The 22,114-nt window shown below is 68.1% G+C and carries 15 protein-coding genes and 1 pseudogene; 12 read left to right on the top strand and 4 right to left on the bottom strand.

Translation table 11 applies throughout. From position 1 onward, the window contains the following. The first annotated feature begins 57 nt into the window (after positions 1-57). From WS68_RS06365 to WS68_RS06340, 6 genes and pseudogenes are all read left to right on the top strand, one after another. A pseudogene (locus tag WS68_RS06365) lies at positions 58-386 on the top strand (DUF2917 domain-containing protein). Between the two features lie 150 nt (positions 387-536). Continuing rightward, entirely contained in the window at positions 537-1,313 is a 777-nt protein-coding gene (gene lipB / locus WS68_RS06360) for a lipoyl(octanoyl) transferase LipB (RefSeq protein ID WP_059570012.1), read from the top strand. After that, a complete protein-coding gene (lipA, locus tag WS68_RS06355) occupies positions 1,306-2,277 on the top strand; it encodes a lipoyl synthase (protein ID WP_059569988.1) in 972 nt (323 codons plus the stop codon). The genes lipB and lipA overlap by 8 nt, the downstream gene beginning before the upstream one ends. Positions 2,278-2,732: 455 nt before the next feature. Beyond that, complete coding sequence (gene tauA, locus WS68_RS06350) at positions 2,733-3,752, top strand: taurine ABC transporter substrate-binding protein (RefSeq protein ID WP_059569987.1); 1,020 nt, start codon at positions 2,733-2,735, stop codon at positions 3,750-3,752. A 57-nt stretch (positions 3,753-3,809) separates the two neighbouring features. Beyond that, positions 3,810-4,670 (top strand): taurine ABC transporter ATP-binding protein, encoded by an 861-nt coding sequence (locus WS68_RS06345; RefSeq protein WP_082709833.1) that lies wholly within the window; start codon positions 3,810-3,812, stop codon positions 4,668-4,670. A gap of 89 nt (positions 4,671-4,759) precedes the next feature. Continuing rightward, positions 4,760-5,707 (top strand): ABC transporter permease subunit, encoded by a 948-nt coding sequence (locus WS68_RS06340; RefSeq protein ID WP_156429367.1) that lies wholly within the window; start codon positions 4,760-4,762, stop codon positions 5,705-5,707. Between the two features lie 144 nt (positions 5,708-5,851). Here the strand turns inward: WS68_RS06340 and WS68_RS06335 are convergent, their stop codons facing one another. The 4 genes from WS68_RS06335 to WS68_RS06320 form a co-directional block, all read right to left on the bottom strand. Next, complete coding sequence (locus WS68_RS06335; protein WP_059570010.1) at positions 5,852-7,771, bottom strand: gamma-glutamyltransferase family protein; 1,920 nt, start codon at positions 7,769-7,771, stop codon at positions 5,852-5,854. A 130-nt stretch (positions 7,772-7,901) separates the two neighbouring features. Then, entirely contained in the window at positions 7,902-8,966 is a 1,065-nt protein-coding gene (locus WS68_RS06330) for a GntR family transcriptional regulator (protein ID WP_059569986.1), read from the bottom strand. Between the two features lie 22 nt (positions 8,967-8,988). Further along, a complete protein-coding gene (locus tag WS68_RS06325) occupies positions 8,989-10,140 on the bottom strand; it encodes an ABC transporter substrate-binding protein (protein WP_082709835.1) in 1,152 nt (383 codons plus the stop codon). A gap of 245 nt (positions 10,141-10,385) precedes the next feature. Next, positions 10,386-11,288, bottom strand: coding sequence for a LysR family transcriptional regulator (locus WS68_RS06320; protein ID WP_059569985.1), 903 nt, complete (start codon positions 11,286-11,288; stop codon positions 10,386-10,388). Positions 11,289-11,455: 167 nt separating this feature from the next. Here WS68_RS06320 and WS68_RS06315 point away from each other — a divergent pair, with 167 nt between their 5' ends. The 6 genes from WS68_RS06315 to WS68_RS06290 all read left to right on the top strand — a co-directional run bounded on the left by WS68_RS06315 (position 11,456) and on the right by WS68_RS06290 (position 21,740). Continuing rightward, complete coding sequence (locus WS68_RS06315; RefSeq protein ID WP_059570008.1) at positions 11,456-13,582, top strand: 3-hydroxyacyl-CoA dehydrogenase NAD-binding domain-containing protein; 2,127 nt, start codon at positions 11,456-11,458, stop codon at positions 13,580-13,582. 90 nt (positions 13,583-13,672) lie between these two features. After that, on the top strand, positions 13,673-14,872 hold the full coding sequence (locus WS68_RS06310; RefSeq protein ID WP_059569984.1) for an acyl-CoA dehydrogenase family protein: 1,200 nt from the start codon (positions 13,673-13,675) through the stop codon (positions 14,870-14,872). 17 nt (positions 14,873-14,889) lie between these two features. Continuing rightward, positions 14,890-16,029 carry an acyl-CoA dehydrogenase family protein gene (locus tag WS68_RS06305; RefSeq protein ID WP_059569983.1) on the top strand — a complete coding sequence of 380 codons (1,140 nt, stop codon included), beginning with the start codon at positions 14,890-14,892 and terminating at the stop codon, positions 16,027-16,029. Between the two features lie 705 nt (positions 16,030-16,734). Next, positions 16,735-18,024 (top strand): dicarboxylate/amino acid:cation symporter, encoded by a 1,290-nt coding sequence (locus tag WS68_RS06300; RefSeq protein WP_059569982.1) that lies wholly within the window; start codon positions 16,735-16,737, stop codon positions 18,022-18,024. Between the two features lie 280 nt (positions 18,025-18,304). Continuing rightward, on the top strand, positions 18,305-20,350 hold the full coding sequence (locus WS68_RS06295; protein ID WP_059570007.1) for a sensor histidine kinase: 2,046 nt from the start codon (positions 18,305-18,307) through the stop codon (positions 20,348-20,350). Between the two features lie 34 nt (positions 20,351-20,384). Next, complete coding sequence (locus WS68_RS06290) at positions 20,385-21,740, top strand: sigma-54-dependent transcriptional regulator (protein ID WP_059569981.1); 1,356 nt, start codon at positions 20,385-20,387, stop codon at positions 21,738-21,740. Positions 21,741-22,114 lie beyond the last annotated feature (374 nt).

The raw sequence follows: 22,114 nt of genomic DNA, 5'->3' as shown, positions 1-22,114 counted from the left end.
TAACTCATTGATCACTCTACGATTGTAGCCAACCAGGCAGCTTTGGCGGAGCGCGTCATGAGAGAAATTTCCTCAAGTATCACGTTCGAAATCCAGGCGGGCGAGACCGTGCCGATGAAGGTCGTGCGCAGCACCCGGCTGAGCGTGTGCGGCGCGCCCGTGTGGGTGGCGCGCAGCAACGACGTCCGCGATTACTTTCTGTTTCCGGGCGATTGCTGAAACTCAAACGCGGCGAGCGGCTGTGGCTGTCGCTGGACGGCGGCGGTGTGAGCGCGCAGGCGTGCTTTTCGATTGCGCTGCCGCGGCAGCAGGCGGTCGTGGCCGGCCTGGCGCGCTTGGCCGCGCGCGTGGTGTCGCTCGTTCGGGACGGCTGGCGCACGGTTTGACGGGGGGCAAGGGCAAGGGCAAGGGCAAGGGCGCGATTCGGCCCTCATTCGTCTTCCCGCCCGTGCGCGATTCGTTTGCTGCGTGCGTGGCCGCGCCGCGTTCCATTCGGCGGCCGGCGGGATGCGCGGGATTTCGGTAAACTACCGCCCATGTCAGCCCCGCCGCCGGTCCCCGCCACTTCTCTTGTGTCAACCGCGTTCTTCGCGCCCGATGCCGCCGTCGATGTCTTGCGTTCCCCGTCGGGATTGCCCGTCACCGTCCGCTGGCTCGGCCGCCGGCACTACGACGCGTGCTTCGACGCGATGCGCGCGTTCACCGAATCCCGCGGCCCGGATACCGGCGACGAAATCTGGGTGGTCGAGCATCCGCCCGTCTACACGCTCGGCCAGGCGGGCGATCCCGCCCACTTGCTGGTTGCCGATACCGGCGTGCCGCTCGTGAAGGTCGATCGCGGCGGGCAGATCACCTATCACGGGCCGGGGCAGATCGTCGCTTATCTGCTGGTTGACTTGCGGCGGCGCAAGCTGATGGTGCGCACGCTGGTGTCGCGGATCGAGGACGCCGTGATCGAGACCCTCGCGGCGTATAATCTCGCGTCGGTCCGCAAGGCCGGCGCGCCCGGCATCTACGTCGAATCGGGGCCGCATCGTGGCGCGAAGATCGCCGCGCTGGGCTTGAAGATTCGCAGCGGCTGCAGCTATCACGGCCTGAGCGTCAACGTGAAGATGGAGCTGAGCCCGTTTCTCTCGATCAATCCGTGCGGTTATGCGGGGCTCGAAACCGTCGACATGGCCAGCGTCGGCGTTGATGCCAACTGGCGCGAAGTCGCCGAGACGCTGGTCGGCCGCCTGATCGCCAACCTCGACGGCGCCGCAACGCCGGGCGCCTCACCGCCGCAGCAGGCAATGGAACAATCGAATGACTGACTCGACCGCTACTCCCGCCCCCGCCTACGATCCGAGCGCCAAGCAGAAGGCGCAGGCGAAGACGGCGCGCATTCCGATCAAGATCGTGCCGATCGAGAAGCTGAAGAAACCCGAGTGGATCCGCGTGAAGGCGGCCACTGGCAGCTCGCGCTTCAACGAGATCAAGACGATCCTGCGCGAGCACAATCTGCACACGGTGTGCGAGGAAGCGAGCTGCCCGAACATCGGCGAATGCTTTGGCAAGGGCACCGCGACGTTCATGATCATGGGCGACAAGTGCACGCGCCGCTGTCCGTTCTGCGACGTGGGCCACGGCCGCCCCGATCCGCTCGACGCCGATGAGCCGAAGAACCTCGCGCGAACGATCGCCGCGCTGAAGCTCAAGTATGTGGTGATCACGAGCGTCGACCGCGACGATTTGCGCGACGGCGGCGCGGGCCATTTCGTCGAATGCATCCGCGAAGTGCGCGAACAGTCGCCTGAAACGCGCATCGAGATCCTGACGCCCGATTTCCGCGGCCGCCTGGACCGCGCGCTGTCGATTCTGAACGCGGCGCCGCCCGACGTGATGAACCACAACCTCGAAACGGTGCCGCGCCTGTACAAGGAAGCGCGTCCCGGCTCCGATTACGCGCACTCGCTGAAGCTCCTGAAGGACTTCAAGGCGCTGCATCCGGATGTCGCGACGAAGTCCGGCTTGATGGTTGGTCTCGGCGAAACGGCCGACGAGATCCTGCAGGTGATGCGCGATTTGCGCGAGCACGATGTCGACATGCTGACGATCGGCCAATATTTGCAGCCGTCGGATCACCATCTGCCGGTACGCGAGTACGTGCATCCCGATACGTTCAAGATGTATGAGGAACAGGCATACGAGATGGGCTTCACGCACGCGGCGGTGGGCGCGATGGTGCGCTCCAGCTATCACGCGGATCTGCAGGCGCACGGCGCGGGGGTGGTTTGAGCTGAAGCGCGTGCCGTATCGGCTCGTTTCATCGCGGAAAAAGCCGCGGCAAGGTCGTTTTCAAGTTTGCTGACGAACCCCACGTTTTTCGGAACGTGGGGTTTTTGTTTGGCCGTGCGAGCGGTGCCCGGCACGCCGCGCAACGCGCGTTTGGCCAGCCGCCGGGGCCGCGTCGCGCGGGAGTGCGACGCGCGGATGCGCCAGATCGCGCCGCCTGCGCAACCGGCCGGCGCGCCCGCACCCGCAGGCAACCGCCAAGCTCCCTAGCCAGCGGCTGCGTGGATGCCAAAGCGCGGCTTACGCGGCCCGATCGTGCACGCCATCCGGTTCCGCATGAAAAGCAAAGCTGCAACGCCGTCAATAGCATCGAAGGAATAATTAGAACCTCGCCACGCCAGACGCTCTATAGTCGAAAGCCTTTTTGCCGAATCGGCTCAAACAGGAGCAGGGAAGTCATGCAGCGTTTCAGTCTTGCACGTGTCGCCGCGCTCGCGCTCGCGGCCTGCGCGTCGATATCGGCCGCGCATGCGCAATCGCGCGACGTGGTGATTGCCTATCAGGACATGGTGGTGCCGTGGCGCTATGCGCAGGCGAGCGGCGAAGTCGAGAAGGCAACCGGCTACAAGGTCACGTTCCGCAAGCTCGGCAGCGGCGCCGACGTGATCCGCGCGCTCGCGTCAGGCTCGGTGCAACTGGGCGAGGCGGGGTCGAGCCCGATCGCGGCGGGGCTCTCGCAAGGTGTCGATATTTCGCTGTTCTGGATTCTGGACAACATCAACGATGCCGAGGCGCTGGTGGCGCGCAACGGCTCCGGCGTGACGAGCGTCGCGGCGCTCAAGGGCAGGAAGATCGGCGTGCCGTATGTGTCGACGTCGCACTTCCATACGCTCGTCGCGCTGCAAAGCGCGGGCGTCAATCCGGACGACGTGAGGATCCTCAATCTGCGTCCGCCTGAGGTCGCGGCCGCTTGGGCGCGCGGTGACATCGACGCGACCTACATCTGGGACCCGGTGCTCGCGAAGGTCAAGCAGAACGGCCGCGTGCTGGTCACGTCCGGACAGGTCGCGAAGCAGACGGGCAATGCAACGTTCGACGGCTTCGTCGTGAATCGCAAATTCGCGCGCGAGCATCCGGAGTTCGTCACGCGCTTCGTCAAGGTGCTCGCGGCCGCCGATGCCGACTATCGCGCGCGTCCGGCCGCGTGGAGCGTGGGCTCGCCGCAGGTCGCGGCGATCGCGAAGGAATCGGGCGCGAACCCGCAAGACGTGCCGGCAAGCCTCGCGCTGTACGCATTTCCGACGCTTGCCGAGCAGGCATCGAACGCGTGGCTCGGCGGCGGCGCGCAATCGGGCGCGGCGAAATCCCTGGCGGCGACGGCGGCGTTCCTGAAGGCGCAGCACACGATCCAGAGCGTGCTGTCCGATTATTCGGCGGGCGTCGATCCGACGTTCGTGCGCCAGGCGGCCGCGCGCTGACATGCGGCGCGCGAACTCACCGCGTCGGCGCGACGCGATCGCACGGGAGCCGGCACGATGAGCGCGCTCGAGATTCGGCGGCTGTCGGTGGCCTATCCGGGCGAGCGTGGGCGCGGCGGCACGCAGGCGCTTGCCGATGTCGATCTGCGCATCGACGCGGGCGAGTTCGTCGTCGCGCTTGGCGCGTCCGGCTGCGGGAAGACGACGCTGCTCAACTGCATCGCGGGTTTTGTCGCGCCGAGCGCGGGCGACGTGCTGATCGACGGCGAGCGCGTGGCGGGGCCGGGCGCCGATCGCGGCGTCGTGTTCCAGAACTATGCGCTGCTGCCGTGGCTCGACGTGCTGGGCAACGTCGCGCTCGGCCTGCGCTTTCGGGGTGTCGCGAAGACCGAGCGCGAGCGGCGCGCGCGCGAAATGCTCGCGCTCGTTGGCCTCGAAGGCCATGCGCACGCGCGCGTCTACGAGCTGTCGGGCGGGATGCGGCAGCGTGTCGGGATCGCGCGCGCGCTTGCGGGCGAGCCGCGCGTGCTGCTGATGGACGAGCCGATGGGCGCGCTCGATGCCATGACGCGTGAATCGATGCAGGAACTCGTGCTCGATTTATGGGCGCGCACGCGTCAGACGGTGTTCTTCATCACGCATGACATTGAGGAGGCGCTGTTTCTTGCGACGCGGCTCGTCGTGATGACGCCCGGACCGGGGCGCATTGCCGAGACTGACACGCTGCCGTTCGCACGGCGCTACGTCGAATCGCGCGACGCGCGCGCGGTGAAGTCGTCGCCGGAGTTCATCGCGTGGCGCGAGCGGCTCGTCGAGCGGTTGCATCGGCGCGGGGCAGCGGGGCGGGCTGACGCGTGGGCCGCATTGGCGCGGCCGGAAGCCGGGGACGAAGCCGAAGCAATGGAGCGGACGCGATGAGCGCGCGGCAGGCGGTGTCGGATTCGGATTCGAAAAGCCCGGGCGCGGGGGCGCAAGCCGCGCTTGCGCAAATGGCCGCGGTGGAAGGGATGGCAGCGCGGGCCGCCGCAACCGCAACCGTGTTATCTGCGCCGCATGCCGATGCGCCGGCCTCGCAGGCGGCGGCCGCATCGGCCGTTCGATCGAGCATATCGGCTGGCTCGGCCGCACCGGCTTCGCGCACGGCATTTGGCGCACCGCGCGCGCGGCGCCGCTACCGGTTGCCGGGCGAAGGCACGAGCGTCGCGCTGAGCGCGGGCTCGGTCATCGGGCTGGCGATTCTATGGTGGGCCGCGACGCATTTTCAATGGCTGCCGCCGCTCTTTCTACCGGCGCCCGAGGCTGTCTGGCGCGCGTTCGTCGACGCGTCGCTCGGCCGCCTTCAGGGCGGCCTGCCGCTCGCCGAGCATCTCGGCTGGAGCGCGCTGCGCGTGTTCGGCGCGTTCGCGCTCGCGGCGCTCGCGGGGGTTCCGGCGGGCATCCTGATGGGCGTGAGCCGGATCGCGCGCGGGCTGCTCGATCCGGTGCTCGAATTTTATCGGCCGCTGCCGCCGCTCGCGTATCTGCCGCTCGTCGTGATCTGGTTTGGTATCGACGAGACCGCGAAAATCGTCGTGATTTTTCTCGCCTGTTTCGCGCCGATCGCGATGGCGGCGCGCGCGGGCGTGAAGAGCGCGACCGTCGAGCAGATCAACGCGGCTTATTCGCTCGGCGGCAGTTTTGCGCAGGTCGTCCGGCACGTCGTGCTGCCCGCGGCGCTGCCCGAGATCCTGACCGGGCTGCGGATCGCGATCGGCTTTGGCTGGACGACGCTCGTTGCCGCCGAGATGGTGGCCGCGACGGCGGGGCTGGGCCAACTGGTGCTCAACGCGTCGAGCTTTTTGCGCACCGATGTCGTCGTGATGGGAATCGTGCTGATCGGATTGATTGCGTGGGGGTTCGATCTCGGCATGCGTGCGCTCGAGCGCCGGCTCGTGCCGTGGAAGGGGCGGGGGTGACGTGGGCGGCGCGGCGGCGTGTTGCGTGGCGGACGCGCTCGGGCCGCCGGTTTGCCGATGCCGGTTTGCGCACCTACCGCAAGCCGGGCTGGCCGTCGGCGAAACGCATGCGCAGCCACGCCCGCGATGTCCGCCCGGCGCCGCTTAGTCTCCCATGACGATGCCGTCCTGGCGCGGGTCCGCGCCGCCGAACCACACCGATTGCCCGCCGACGTTGATCCGCTGAATGCCCAGCAGGCCGGATCGGGCGTCGACGAACCGCACGTCGTGCCCGCGTCCTCTCAAGGCTTGCGCGAGTTCATCCGGCACGCGCGCCTGCTCAAGCTCGGTCGGGCCGTTGCGCGAGCCGAAGTTCGGCAGTGCGATTGCCTGCTGGACCGTCATTCCCCAGTCCGTCATGCCGATGAGGGTCTTCGCGACGTAGTTCGCGGCCGATGCGCCGCCCGCCGAGCCCAGCGCCATCATCAGCCGCTGCGTGCTCTTCTCGAACACGAGCACGGGCGCAAGCGTCGAGCGTGCACGCTTGCCCGGCTGCATGCGGTTCGCGACGGGCTTGCCGGCCTCGCCGGAGGCGGGCGAGAAGTTCACCAGCTCGTTGTTGAGCAGCATGCCGCGCACCATCAGTCGTGAGCCGAAGCGCCCGCCGAGGCTGGACGTCATCGCGAGCGCGTTGCCGTAGCGGTCGATGGCCACGATCGGCGAGGCCGGCGGCGGCTCCTCCGTGCCGCGGCCGTCGGCGAACGCGAGCGGCGCGCCCGGCGGCGAGCCGGCGTCGGCGTGCCCGATGCTCGCGTCGCCGATCATGTGCGCGCGCGCCGCGACGTAGCGCTTGTCGACGAGGCTCGCCCAGCCGGGCGCGGGCGGGGCGACGAAATCGGGATCGGCGACGTATTGCGCGCGATCGGCATAGGCGAGCCGGCCCGCTTCGCTGAACAGGTGGACGGCAAACGGCGTCGGCTCGTAGCCGCTCGCGCCGCGCACCGGCTTTTGCGCGCCGATCTGCAGCCAGTCCGGCAGCGCCTCGAACACGCCGAGCATTTGCGCGACGACGAGGCCGCCCGCCGACGGCGGCGGCATGCCGCAGACGGTCCATTTCCGGTAGTCGGTGCAAAGCGGCGCGCGCACCTTCGCACGGTAGCGCGCGAGATCCTGCATCGTGAGCCCGCCCGAATTCGGCGCCTGGCGGACTTTCGCGACGATATCGCGGGCAATGGCGCCGGTATAGAACGCATTCGCGCCGTGTGCGGCGATGAGTCGCAGCGTTGCCGCGAGCGCCGGGTTCTTCAGCATGGTGCCGGCAGCCAGCGGCTTGCCGTTTTTGTCGAGGAAGTACGCGCGCGCGGCCGGATCGTTCGCGAGCGACGGATCGCCGGCGATCGCCGCCGCGAGCCTCGGGCCGAGCGGGAAACCGTGCTCGGCGAGCCGGATCGCGGGCTGCAGCAGCCGGCTCCACGGCAGTTTGCCGTGCGCGCGGTGCGCGAGTTCGAGCATGCGCAGCACGCCCGGCACGCCAACCGCGCGGCCGCCGAGGTCGGCCGGGCCGGCGTGCTCGCCGGCTCCGCCTGGGCTGGGCGCGGGCGGGATACCGCCGGGCGCGTGGCGGCGCGCGCTGCTCGCTGTCGCGGGCGCCGCCGCTGTTGCACCCGCCGTCGCGGGCGCGGTTTCGCGGCCGTCGTAAGCTTCGAGCGTCTTGCCGTCCGAATGCAGCAGGAACGCGCCGCCGCCGATGCCCGATGCTTGCGGCTCGATCAGCGTCAGCACCATCTGCGCGGCGATGGCCGCGTCGACGGCAGTGCCGCCTGCCTTCAGCATCTCTTCGCCCGCCTGAGCGGCGAGCGGCAAAGGCGCGGCGATCATGTCGCGCTGGGCGGTCCAGCCCGGCTTGTCAACCCAGCTCGACAACTCGCCCGGCGGTGCGGACGCGGGCGTATCGGCGGCAGCCTGCGGCGTGCGCGGCGCGTCTGCGCCGGGCGGCCTCGCGCATCCGGCGGTAACGGCGAGCAGCGCGGCGGCGATGGCCGCCGTCCACGGGTGGGATAGAGGCGGACGAATCCGGTCGGTCATCGGCGCGTGTTTCTGCATGAATGGGCGGCAGGCAAAAAGCGAAGGCAATGGCGGTGGTTCACGCAACGGTAATCCGGTCGATCACGGTCATGTTGGTGCGAATGGCTTATCCGGTGGCGGTGACGAAGGATTATGCGATGCGGGTCAGGTAGCCCGGCAGCGTCGGTTCGGGTAGCACCGATAGCGATTTGAGCCGCTGCAGCGTGCGCACCTGCCCGGCGCGCAGATGCGCGGCGAGCGCGTTGGACGCGGCCTCTGGATGGTCGGCAAGCAGCAGGTCGAGCACGCGCAGATGCTCGACGAGCGTGGCCTGCTCCGGGCGCAGATTAAAGGCCGCATAGAACGCGTGATTGACTGTCAGCGGCAGATGCGCGCGGTTGACGAGCGACAGCAGCTTGCGATTCGGCGCATCGCTCAGGAGCCGCTCGTGCAGCGTGATTTCGAGCCGGTGCGCGGCGTCGGCGTCGAACGATTCCGGCGCGGCGATCGCCCGGGCGATGTCGTCGCGCGCGGCCGCGAGCGTGCCGCGCGCGAGCGCCGGCGCGCTCGCCAGCAGCGCGGCCGGCTCGAGCAGGATGCGCAGCTCGTAATCGTGCCGCACCGCGCGCGCGGTCAGCGGGCCGCAGAGCCAATGCGCCGACTGCGATCGTTCGACGAGGCCGAGATCGCGCAGCCGGTTGAGCGCTTCGCGCACCGCGCCGCGGCTGACGCCGAACGCGCGGGCCGCATCGCTTTCGTTGATCCGGAAATGGCCGAACACGATGGCGAGCGAGATCGATGCTTCGAGCGCGTCGTAGATCCGCTCGCTGTCCGTCAGCGCGCCATGCGCGCCGTTGTGCGCATCCAGGCCGAGCGCGTCGGCGGACAGCGCCGCATGCACCGGCTCGACGGCGGCGCCGTCATGGCGCGCGACCAGATAGCCGGGGCCGTCGAACCGGTGCAGCAGGCCTTGCGCGTGCAGCATGTCCAGGGCCTTTTTCGCCGGTGCGCGGCTCGTGCCGAACAGCCGTGCGACGGCGCTCTCGCGTAGCACCAGGCCAGCTTCGATCCGGCCGTGTGCGATCGCGTGCTTCAGGCGCTCGTGGATCGACCGGTAGCGCTCGCGGCCGTCTTCTGCGCCGTTGGCGGCTGGATGGGCGGCGGCCGCCTTGCGTGGCCGGGCGGTAGGGTTTCGCGCTTTGGCTGATTTTGTCATTGTCTTCGCAACAGCGAATCCATCAGGATTGCATGAATTCGGTCCAGCGGCGGACCAGGTAGTTATGCTCGTCCATTACCGAATTCCACACCGCGATCCGGCTCATTCGCGACACGTAGCTCCCGCCGGCACGTGCGGACCCCGACGAAATCGCGCGCTCGCCCGTCGGGCATGACAATTTTTCGGTCGCGGGCGCGCCGTCGTACCAATACGACCATTCGCCGTCGCTCAGATAGGCGCGCGCGCGTTCCGGATTCGAGATGTAGTAGCCCTGGCGCGCCATCGTCGCGCCAGCCCAGCCTTCGAGCCACCAGTTCAGATACGCGTATGCGGCGTCGAGCGCGCGGCCGCTCGCAGCGCGCGAGATCGACAGCCCGCCGAACCACGCGCGATAGCCTTCCTGCGGACGCGCGAGCTGAAAGCGCACGCCCGCGCGCTCGAGCTGGACCGTTGCCGGCGCCCAGATGCTCTGAATCGCGACCTTGCCCGAGATCATCAGTTGCGCGGCTTCAGCCGAGGTCGACCAGAAGCCCGCGAAATGGCCGCGCCGCTTGAATTCGATCAGCGTGCTGATTAGCGCGTCGATTTCCTCGATGGTCAGATTGCCGATATCGCCGAATTGCATCAGGCCGCTTGCCTCGACCGCGAGCGCCGCATCGATCGCGCCGATCGACGCGTCCGTTTGCAGCGCGACGCGCCCGGCCAGCTCGGGCGCGAGCAGCCACGCCCAGCTTTCGGGGGTCCGGGCGAGCCGGGCGGGCAGTGCATCGTCGAGATACGCGAAGCTGTCGACGTTGTGCGTGAGCGGCAGCATGCTGATGCGCTCGGTGGCGGTGCCGCCGAGCGTGCCGTCCGGCTGCACGAACAGGCGCTGCGCGGGCACGCTGCCGCCGCTCAGCTCCGCGCGCGGGCCGATGCGGCCGGTGCGCGGCAGCGCGTTCACTTCCTTCCAGCGCGCGATGCGTGTGACGTCGATCGGCTGCAGCGCCTGCGCGGGCCACAGACAATCGATGCTGTGAAACCACTGATCGTACAGTTCGTAGCGCTCCGGGTGCATCGCGCCGTCGCGTTGCGCATCCACGCCGCTTTCGACGACAAAGCGCAGCTTGATGCCGAGATCCTGCTCGGCCTGCCGGCGGATATGCTCCTGCAGTGTGACCGGTGTGCCGAGCACGCGCAGCTCGATCTTCGGCGGGTGTATCGCGGGCGCGCCGCGCGTGCGGGCCGCACGCTTGGGGCTGGGGGGGCGGGCAGCGTTCACAGGATCGTTCTGGTTCCGTAAGAATGAAAGCGGATCGCCATTTGTCGGCAAGCGGCTTCTTGTGTCGCCCAAAATACTATCAACCCACTACTTCGGCAATATCGCGAGCCCCGAGTGCACGGTCGCTCGAAACCGCTGGACATCGCCCGCGTTGTCGGCTATTCGCCGCGTCCCGCGCCGCGCGCGTGATCGAGCACGAAATCGATGAACGTCGACATGGCGCGCGTGTGATGCCGGTTCGGCATGTACAGCATATACATGTGCGTGCCGAAGATGCTGAGCCGGTACGCATCGAGCGCCGTGACGAGCGCGCCGCGCCGCACGTCGTCGTGGACGACGTAATCCGGCACGATGCCCACGCCAAGCCCGGCGAGAATCGCGTCACGCAGGAACAGGAAGTTCTCGGAGATCAGCGTCGGCTCGAGCAGGACTTCGTGCCGCTCGTCGCCCAGGTAGGCGGCGACGCGCAATTGCCGGCCGATCACTGCCGCCGTGATGACGGGGGCGCCGAAAAGCTGGCCGAGTTCGCTCGGCATCGGGTGCGCCGCGGCAAAGCCGGGCGACGCACATGCGACGTAACGCACCGCGCCCATGTCGCGCGCGACCAGGTTTTGCGGCGGCTCGGACATCACGCGCACCGCGATGTCGACTTCGTCGCGCATCAGATCCTCGACCCGGTTCTCGAACACCACGTCGAGCACGATGCCGGGGTAGCGCCGCTTGAATGCGATCAGCCACGCGGACATCACGAGCTGCCCGTAGCCGCTTGGCACCGACAGCCTGACGCGGCCTTGCAGATCCTGCCCGAGCGTGGTCACCGCCTCGCGCGCGGCGAACAGTTCGTGCTGAATCCGGCGGCCGTGCTCGTAGAGCTTGAGCCCGATCTCGGTCGGCTCGATGCGCCGCGTGGTGCGCCGCACAAGCTGCAGCCCGATCGATTTCTCGAGCTGGTTGAGCCGATAGCTGACGTTCGCGCGGCTCATCTTGAGCCGCCGCGCCGCGTTGCTGAGATTGCCTGCATCGAGGATGTCCACGAGCAGGGTGAGTGCGTTCAGATCCATTTTCGGACGGAGAACATAGCCGCCTTTGTCAAATTTTCTTTGACAGGTTGTAAAGGAACGCGGGAATTGTCAATCCATCTGGATCAATCGAGAATCGGGGCATACCCCGCGCGCGGTTGTGCCCGATCGTTGCCGCCGCGCGCGCCCCATTCAGCACGGAGACAAACATGACCCACCCATCAGCCGATGAAACCGATACGGTCACGCACGAGCGGCGCGACAAGGTGCTCGTCGTCACGATCGATCATCCGCCCGTCAACGCGCTGTCCGCCTCCGTGCGGCGTGGTCTCGCGCACGCGCTCGACGCCGCGGCGGCCGACGCCGCGGTCGCGGCCGTGCTGATCGTGGGCGCGGGGCCCAACTTCATCGCGGGCGCCGACATTCGCGAGTTCGGCAAGCCGCCCGTGCCGCCGTTGCTGCCGGACGTGTGCAATCGGATCGACGCAAGCGGCAAGCCGGTTGTCGTCGCGCTGCATGGCGCGGTGCTCGGCGGCGGGCTCGAAATCGCGCTCGCCGCGCATTACCGGATCGCCACGCCGGGCGCGAAGCTCGGCCTGCCGGAAGTGCAGCTTGGCCTCTTGCCCGGCGCGGGCGGCACGCAGCGCACGCCGCGCCTGATCGGCGCGCGGGCCGCGCTCGATCTGATGCTCAGCGGCCGGCATGTTGCGGCGGGCGAGGCGCTCGCGCTCGGGCTCGTCGATCGCGTCGCGCAGAGCGACGACACGCTCGCCGAAGGTCTCGCATATGTTCACGAACTGCTCGCGGCCGGCGCGCCGGTGCGCCGCACGCGCGACGCGCAGGGGCTCGCGGACCGCGTGGCGGCACAGGCGGCGCTCGACGCGGCGCGTGCCGATGTCGCGAAAAAAACGCGCGGGCTGCTGTCGCCGGGCAAGATCGTCGACGCGGTCGCCGCCGCGCTGACGCAGCCGTTCGACGAGGGGCTGCGCACCGAGCGCGCGTACTTTGCCGAGTGCGTCGCGAGTCCGCAGTGCGCCGGGCTCGTGCATGCGTTCTTCGCCGAGCGCGAGGCGGCGAAGTCGCCCGAGGCGCGCCGCAGCGCGCCGCGCCCGCTCGAGCGGATCGGCGTGGTCGGCGGCGGCACGATGGGCGCCGGGATCGCGTTGGCCGCGCTCGACGCGGGTTTGCCGGTGACGATGGTCGAGCGCGACGACGCCTCGCTCGCGCGCGGCCGCGCGCATGTCGAAAAGGTGTATGCGGGCCTCGTCGCGAAGGGGCGGATGACGGCCGGCGATCAAGCCGCGCGGCTCGCGCGTTTGGAAGGCAGCACGTCATACGACGCGCTCGCGCAAGCCGACGTCGTGATCGAGGCGGTATTCGAGGACATGGCGGTGAAGCAGGCCGTGTTCGCCGCGCTCGCGCGCGCGTGCAAGCCCGGCGCGGTGCTCGCGACCAACACGTCGTATCTGGACATCGACGCGCTCGCCGCGAGCATCGAGCGCGCATCCGACGTGATCGGGCTGCACTTCTTCTCGCTCGCGCACATCATGAAGCTGCTCGAAGTGGTGGTGCCGGCGAAGGCGGGCGCGGACGTCGTCGCGACCGCGTTCGAGCTTGCGAGGAAACTGCGCAAGACGCCGGTGCGCGCGGGCGTGTGCGACGGCTTCATCGGCAACCGCGTGCTCGCCGTCTACCGGATGGCCGCCGATCACATGATGGAGGATGGCGCATCGCCGTATCAGATCGACCAGGCGATCCGCGCGTTCGGCTTTCCGATGGGGCCGTACCAGGTCGTCGATCTCGCGGGCGGCGACATCGGCTGGGCGGCGCGCAAGCGCCGCGCGCCGACGCGCGATCCGCGGCTGCGCTATGTCGAGATTGCCGACCGCCTGTGCGAGCGCGGCTGGTTCGGCCAGAAGACCGGGCGCGGCTTCTATCTGTATCCGGACGGCGCGCGCACCGGCGTGCCCGATCCGCAGGTGGAGGAGATCATCGACGCCGAGCGCGCGCGCAAGGGCGTCGTGCCGCGCGTGTTCACCGACGACGAGATCGTGCGCCGCTATCTGGCCGCGATGATCAACGAAGGCGCGAACGTTGTGCGCGAGCGTATCGCGCTGCGCCCGCTCGACGTCGACACGGTGTTCGTGCACGGCTACGGCTTTCCGCGCTACCGAGGCGGCCCGATGCATTACGCGGACACCGTGGGCTTGGCCAACGTGCTTGCCGACATCCGCGCGTTCGCGCGGGACGATCCGTTCTTCTGGCAGCCGTCGCCGTTGCTCGTCGAGCTGGTCGAGCGCGGCGAGAATTTCGCGAGCCTGAACCGTATCGACTGACGCCCCGGCTTCGTCGCCGAGCGGTGGCGCGCTCCCCGGCGGAACCGGGCGTTTCCTTGTGCAATTCACCACGCATTCGAGGCACGCCAGATGGATCTGAACTTCACCGCAGAAGAGGAAGCGTTTCGCGCCGGCGTACAGCGTTTTCTCGCCGACAAATTGCCGCAGCGCCTATCGAGCAAGGTCAAGGGCGGCCTGCGCTTGACGCGCGACGACATGCGCGAATGGCATGCGATCCTCAACGAGCAGGGCTGGCTCGCGAGCCATTGGCCGCGCGAGTGGGGCGGCCCCGGCTGGAGCGTCGCGCAGAAGTTTCTGTTCGACAACGAATGCGCGCTCGCCGGCGCGCCGCGGATCGTGCCGTTCGGCGTGAACATGCTCGGCCCGGTGCTGATCAAGTACGGCAGCGATGCGCAGAAGCGCTACTGGCTGCCGCGCATCCTCGACGGCACTGACTGGTGGTGCCAGGGCTACTCGGAGCCGGGCGCGGGCTCCGATCTCGCGTCGGTGCAAACGCGCGCGGTGCGCGACGGCGGCCATTACGTCGTCAACGGCCAGAAGACCTGGACCACACTCGGCCACTACGCGAACATGATCTTCTGCCTCGTGCGCACCGCAAGCGGCGCGCGCAAGCAGGAAGGCATCAGTTTCCTGCTCGTCGACATGAATTCGCCCGGCGTCGAGGTGCGCCCGATCGTCACGCTCGACGGCGAGCACGAAGTCAACGAAGTGTTCTTCACCGACGTGCGCGTGCCGCTCGACAACCTCGTCGGCGAGGAGAACCAGGGCTGGACCTATGCGAAGTATCTGCTGACCTACGAGCGCACCAATATCGCGGGCGTCGGCTTTTCGGTCGCGGCGCTCGAGAGGCTGCGCGCGGTCGCGGCGAAAGTCGTGAAGAACGGCAGGCCGCTCGCCGACGACCCGCTCTTCGCCGCGCGGCTCGCGCGTGTCGAAATCGACCTCGAGAACATGAAGACGACCAACCTGCGCGTGCTCGCGTCGGTGGCGGGCGGCGGCGTGCCGGGGGCCGAGAGTTCGATGCTGAAGATACTCGGCACGCAGATCCGCCAGGAAATCACGTCGCTGATGCGGCGTGCGATGGGGCCTCACGCGCAGCCGTTCGTCGACGAGGCGCTCGAGGGCGGCCACGGCGGCCACGCGCCGGGCGGCCTGCCCGAAGCCGCGAGCGCGGCGATGCAGTACTTCAACAATCGCAAGCTGTCGATTTTCGGCGGCTCGAACGAAATTCAGAAGAACATTGTCGCGAAGACGATGCTCGGATTGTGACGAAGGAGCGCACACACATGGACTTTCGACATACCGACGAGCGCCGGATGCTGGCGGACAGCCTGCAGCGCTTCGTCGCCGAGCAGTATCCGTTTGCCGTGCGCGACAGGATCGCGCTGTCGGATATGGGCTACAGCGACGAGATGTGGCGGCGCTTCGCCGAGCTGGGCGCGATCGGCGCGCTTTTTACGCAAGACTGCGGCGGCTTTGGCGGCGCGGGCTTCGATATCGCGCTCGTGTTCGAGTGTCTTGGGCGCGGGCTCGTCGTCGAGCCGTTCGCGGGCGCGCTGATGGCCGGGCGCGCGCTTGCCGAGGCTGGCGGCACCGTGCACCGCCCGCTGCTCGACGCGCTGATCGACGGGCGCGCGATCGGCGCGTTCGCGCATGCGGAGCCGGGTACGCACTATGAACTGCACACGGTGCGCACCCGCGCCGTGCACGATGGCCGCGCGTGGGTGCTCGACGGCGAGAAGGCCGTCGTCGATTGCGGCGAACACGCGACGTTCTATGTCGTCAGCGCGCGCGTGGCGGGCGCCGACGACGATCCGGCGGGCCTCGCGCTGTTCGTCGTGCCGAAGACGGCGCCGGGCCTGTCGGTGCGCGGCTATCGGAAGATCGACGGCGGCCGGGCGGCCGATTTGCGCTTCGAGCGCGTGGCGCTCGGCAGCGACGCGTTGCTCGGCGCGCCAGCCGGCGTGCCCGATGCGGGCGAACTGCTCGAGCGCACGATCGGCTACGGTCTACTCGCGCTCGCGGCGGAGGCGCTCGGCGCGATGGACGCTGCCAAGGAGCATACGCTCGATTATCTGCGCACGCGCAAGCAATTCGGCGTGCCGATCGGCAGCTTCCAGGCGTTGCAGCACCGGATGGCCGATCTGCTGATCGAGATCGAGCAGGCGCGCTCGGCGGTGATCAACGCGGCCGCGCGGCTCGATGCACCGCGTGCCGCGCGCGAGCGCGCGCTTGCCGCCGCGAAGTACAGCGTCGGCCGGATCGGCGCGCTGGTCGCGCAAGAGAGCATCCAGTTGCACGGCGGAATCGGGATGACGTGGGAACTGCCGCTGTCGCATTATGCGAAGCGGCTCGTGATGATCGACCATCAGCTCGGAGACGAGGATCATCATCTCGCGCGCTATATCGCATTGTCGAATGCGTGACGCGCGGGCGATGCGCGAGTGCCGCCGGTGCCGGGCGTAGAGATCGCGAATGTGCCCGGCGGTTGGCTCCGGGATGGGCGGCCGGCGGCCGAGGGCGCGCGACGGCGGTTTCCGCGCGCCGAAAAATCAGACAATATCGTGCGATCGTCCGGTAATCCGGATCGATGGATTCCGGTTTTCCGGAAAATCGGAACGCGGGTGGGGGAAAGGTCCGGAAAATCCGGATAAATCAACAGGCCGGCGCTGAATTTCAAGCTGGCATCGACCTTGCTCTAAATGTCGTCACGGCCGCTCTTGGCCCGATAAATACAGTAACTTTGAATGGGTAGGAGTAAGTGCTGAAGCACTAACTCTGGCCGACCGCCGTGGGGTTGGAGTAAGCGCTGAAGCGCCGACTCCAACCAACCTCGGCATGGGGCCAGAGTAAGTGCTGAAGTGCTGATTCTGGCCGACCGCCGTGGGGTTGGAGTAAGCGCTGAAGCGCCGACTCCAACCAACCTCGGCATGGGGCCAGAGTAAGTGCTGAAGCACTAACTCTGGCCGACAAGGAGACAATCGATGACCACTGCCATCCATCCCCCCAGGATTTCCTGAGGCCACCGCTTGTTGCGGCACGGCAGCCGCGCGGGCGAATGGCGTTCCCCTGACATTCGCCCGCGCGCGTGACGCCACCCGTTCCCGATTCATCCTCCCTTCTGCGGAACCATCGTGAAGAAACCTTTCTATAAAGTGCTTTATGTGCAGGTGATTTTCGCCATCGTCGTCGGCGTGATCCTCGGCCACTACTATCCGTCGCTCGCGATCGACATGAAGCCGCTCGGCGACGGCTTCATCAAGCTGATCAAGATGGTGATCGGGCCGATCATCTTCTGCACGGTCGTCACCGGCATCGCCGGGATGCAGGACATGAAGAAGGTCGGGCGCGTCGGCGGCAAGGCGCTGCTTTACTTCGAGATCGTGTCGACCTTCGCGCTCGTGCTCGGTCTCGCGGCCACGCACCTGCTGCGCCCGGGCGCCGGCTTCAACATCGATCCGGCAACGCTCAACGGCAAGGAAGTGGCGTCGTATGCGGCGAAGGCGCACGGCCAGTCGACGGTCGATTTCCTGCTGCACATCATCCCGAACACGATGGTCGACGCGTTCGCACAAGGCGAGATCCTGCAGATCCTGCTGATCGCGCTGCTGTTCGGCAGCGTGCTCGCGCATCTCGGCGAGCGCGGCCGCGCGGTCACCGATTTCATCGACGGCATCACCCGCGTGCTGTTCGGCATCGTCCATATCGTCACCAAGCTCGCGCCGATCGGCGCGTTCGGCGCAATGGCGTTCACGATCGGCAAATACGGCGTCGGCTCGCTCGTGCCGCTGTTGAAGCTGATCGGCACGTTCTACCTGACGTCGGTCGTATTCGTGCTTGTCGTGCTCGGCGCGGTTGCGCGTTTCACCGGTTTCTCGATTATCCGTTTCATCGGCTACATCAAGGAAGAACTGCTGATCGTGCTTGGCACGAGTTCGTCCGAAGCGGCGCTGCCGCAACTGATGGAGAAGCTCGAGAAAGCCGGCTGCTCGCGCTCGGTCGTCGGCCTCGTCGTGCCGACCGGCTATTCGTTCAATCTCGACGGCACCAACATCTACATGACGATGGCCGTGCTGTTCATCGCGCAGGCGACCAACATCGAGCTGACGTGGATGCAGCAGCTCACTCTGCTCGCGGTCGCGATGCTGACGTCGAAGGGCGCGAGCGGCGTGACGGGCGCGGGTTTCATCACGCTTGCCGCAACGCTCGCCGTGGTGCCGACTATTCCGCTGTCGGGCATGGTGCTGATTCTTGGCATCGATCGCTTCATGAGCGAGTGCCGCGCGTTGACGAACATCGTCGGCAATGGTGTTGCGACGGTCGTCGTATCCGCGTGGGAAAAGGAACTGGACCGCGCGAAGCTGCAGGCGGCGCTGTCCGGGCACGGCCAAGAGGCGGCAGGCGAGACCGCGCAGGTCTGACGTGCGCGGCGAGGCGGCGGGGCGTCCGGCGGCGCCTGCGCCGCCGTGCGAAGGCCGGCCTGATGGGGGCGAGCGGGCTTGCGACGGCGCGGGCGGCGCTGAATCGACGCGGGCCGACACGTGCGCGCTTGGCCAACGGCGGCTCGAGCCGGGCATACGCGGCGCGAGCGCGGTTGCATCGACGGGCCAGACCGAGCCCGGCCGGCGCGGCGCAGCGCCGCTCGAGTGCCGCGCCGTCGGACGTAATGCTGCCGAGCCCGGCCCGTCCGATGCGGCGCGATTGCGCGGCGCAGCGCTCCGGCGCGGCCGCTATGCCACAATAACCGATTCCTACCGCCCGGAAGACGCCACCGTGAAGCGCCGCCTGATCGTCGTTTTCGCGCTCGCCGCGATGCTCGCGGCGGCGTGTGCGCTCACATGGACTCTCACGTGGCAGCGCGGCGTCGACGACTTGCGGCGTAATGCGGCGGCGCGCGTCGACCGCACGACGAACGCACTGAAGAGCACGCTCGACCGCTACGAATCGCTTCCCTATCTGCTCGGCGGCCATCCGTTCGTGCAGGACGTGCTCGCGGCGCCGGGCAACCGCCGCTATGTGAATCGCGCGAACCGGTATCTCGAAGACATGAACCGCCACGCGCACGCGACGGCATCCTACGTGATCACCGCCGACGGTCTGTGCGTTGCCGCGAGCAATTGGCGCGGCCCGGACAGCTTCGCCGGCATCGACTACCGGTTCCGTCCGTATTTCGTCGAGGCGGTCAAGGGCGGCACTGGCCGTTTCTTCGGGATCGGCACGATCTCGCGCGATCCCGGCTACTACATCTCGCAGCCGGTGCGCCGCAACGGCAGGATCATCGGCGTCGCGGTCGTCAAGCTCAATCTCGAATGGTTTCAGGGGGCGGATGCGTCGGAGCCGCTGATCGTCGCCGACGATCATGGCGTGATCTTCCTGTCGTCGGTGAGCGCATGGAAATACCACACGCTCAAGCCGTTGCCGGCGCCCGTCGCGGCCTCGATCCAGCAGACGCGCCAGTACGCCCGGTTTCCGGTGACGCCGCTGCCGATTCGCGTCGAACGGGAGCTTGGCCCGGATGCGCAGATTATCCGGCTCGGTCCGGCCGATTCCGCAAGCAATGGGGCGAGCCCGGCCGGATTCGCCGCCGCCTTCGACGCGCCCGGCGTGCCGGCCTCGGGCAGCTTCGCCGCGGGCCGGCGCGCGCCGCGCTATCTCGCGACGCGCCGGCAACTCGGCGAACCCGATTGGCAACTCGTCACGCTCGCGCCGCTCGCGAGCGTCGACGCCGACGCGTTCAACGCGACGATCGTCACCGCATTCGGTTTCGTGTCGCTGTGCCTGCTCGGGTTCTACTGGCGGATGCGCCGCGCGCGCGTCAACGAGATGATGCGCGGCCGCGTGCTGTTGCAAAGCGCGTATGCGGAGCTGAACCGGCGCGTCGAGGAACGCACGGCGGATCTGTCGCAGGCCAATGCGCGGCTGCAGACGGAAGTGGGCGAGCGCATTCGCGCCGAGCAGGAGTTGCGCGCCGCGCACGACGAGCTGGTTCAGGCGAGCAAACTCGCCGCGCTCGGCCAGATGGCCGCGGGCATCACGCATGAACTGAACCAGCCGCTTGCCGCGCTGCGCAGTTTCTCGGACAACACGCGCGTGCTGCTCGAACGCGGCGAACAGGCGGCCGCGCGCGAGAATCTCGAGGCGATCGCGGCGCTCACCGAGCGAATGGGCAAAATCACCAATCAGCTCAAGCTGTTCGTCGGCCGCGCGCGGCCGCGCAACGAAGCGGCGCACGTCGCGCGCGCGCTGCGCAACGTGATGTCGCTGCTCAAGGAGCGGCTGGCGGGCGTCGAACTTGCGCTCACGCTGCGCGATGCGACGCGCGGCCCCGCCGAGACCGTGCGCTTCGATCCCGCGCTTGATCATCCGTCGCTCGTCGCGCACTGCGAGGATCTGCGGCTCGAGCAGGTGCTGATCAACCTGCTCGGCAACGCGCTCGACGCGGTTGCAAACGTAGCCGAGCCGCGCATCGACATCACGGTCGACGCGAGCGCCGACGCGCTTTCGATCATCGTGCGCGACAACGGGCCCGGCATCGCGCCGGAATTGCTCGCGCGGCTGTTCGAGCCGTTTTTCACGACGAAGGAAATGGGGCGCGGGCTCGGGCTCGGCCTGGCGATCTCGTCGTCGATCGCGCGCGACGCGGGCGGCTCGCTTGCCGCGCGCAACGCGTTAGCGGGCGGCGCGGAGTTCGTCTTGACGCTGCGCCGCGTGCGCACGCATCATCCGGACACTTTCGCCGCGCGCTGAGCGGCGGGAACCAAAAGCATCATTGGGTGACGAGATGGCGAACCGCCTGCAAGTGATCTATATCGAAGACGACGAACTCGTGCGCCGCGCGAGCGTGCAGAGCCTGCAACTCGCCGGGTTCGACGTCGCCGGGTTCGGCTCGGTCGAAGCAGCCGACAAGGCGATCGCGGGCGATGCGGCCGGCGTGATCGTGTCCGACATCCGCCTGCCCGGCGCGAGCGGCCTCGATCTGCTCGCGCAATGCCGCGAGCGCGGGCATGACGTGCCCGTCGTGCTGGTCACCGGGCATGGCGACATCTCGATGGCCGTGCAGGCGATGCGCGACGGCGCGTATGACTTCATCGAGAAGCCGTTCGCGACCGAGCGGTTGACCGAATCGGTGCGCCGCGCGCTCGAACGCCGCGCGCTCGTACTCGAAAATCACGCGCTGCGGCGCGAACTGGCGGGGCAGGGCGTCGTCGCGCCGCGCATCATCGGCCGCAGCCCCGCGATCGAGCAGGTGAGGCGGCTGATCGCGAACATCGCGCCGACCGACGCGTCCGTGCTCATCAACGGCGATACCGGCGCGGGCAAGGAGCTGATCGCGCGCAGCCTGCATGAGCTGTCGCCGCGCCGCGACAAGCCGTTCATCGCGGTCAACTGCGGCGCGCTGCCGGAACCGATGTTCGAATCGGAGATGTTCGGCTACGAGCCCGGCGCGTTCACTGGCGCGGCGAAGCGGCGGATCGGCAAGCTCGAATATGCGTCGGGCGGCACGCTGTTTCTCGACGAGATCGAAAGCATGCCGCTCGCGTTGCAGGTGAAACTGCTGCGCGTGCTGCAAGACGGCGTGCTCGAACGGCTCGGCTCGAATCAGCCGATTCGTGTCGATTGCCGCGTCGTTGCCGCGGCAAAGGGCGATATGAGCGAGCACGTCGCGGCGGGCACGTTCCGGCGCGATCTGCTGTACCGGCTGAACGTCGTGACGATCGCGCTGCCGCCGCTTGCCGAGCGCCGCGAGGACATCGTGCCGCTGTTCGAGCATTTCATGCTCGATGCGGCCGTGCGCTATGGCCGGCCTGCGCCGCTGCTCACCGACCGCCAGCGCGCGGACCTGATGCAGCGCGATTGGCCCGGTAACGTGCGCGAGCTGCGCAACGCGGCTGATCGCTTCGTGCTCGGCGTCACCGAAGACATCGCGAGCGGCACTCACGCGGAAGACGGACGCGATGCCGAGCAGTCGCTGAAGGAGCGGGTCGAGCAGTTCGAACGCGCGGTGATCGCCGAGACGTTGAATCGCACCGGAGGCGTCGTCGCCGCGACGGCCGACAAACTGCACGTCGGCAAGGCGACGCTCTACGAGAAGATGAAGCGCTACGGGCTGTCGGCGAAAGGCGACACGGAGCGTTGATGCGCGCCCGCCCAGGTTCACGCGCCGACGGCGGCGCGCGGCGCTTTTTGAAAGCCGGCGCCGGCCACGCAGGGCGGCGGAAATACGTCATGGCGCGAACGTTTTTGCGCGCGAGATAACGGCGCTTTTCGATTCGGAAGTCCGCTTCGGTGAAAGCGTGCCGCGCAATCTGCCGCGTGGGCAAGCGCACCGCGCACGGCGGTAGATGTGCGATGCCGCTCGATTTATCTGGGGCGGGGTGTCGTCCAGTCTCGCCAGATTTCGCCGCTGCCTGCCAATCGGCAAATTTCGCGTCGATCTGCGTGCATCGGCCAGCGGCCGCTATTCTCCCCCGGCGGATCGCGGCGCTCCCCCGGCGGATCGCGGCGGCTCTT

It is taken from the genome of Burkholderia sp. TSV86, from assembly GCF_001522865.1.
GTDB lineage: Bacteria > Pseudomonadota > Gammaproteobacteria > Burkholderiales > Burkholderiaceae > Burkholderia.
This window is presented reverse-complemented; position numbering and strand designations above follow the sequence as displayed.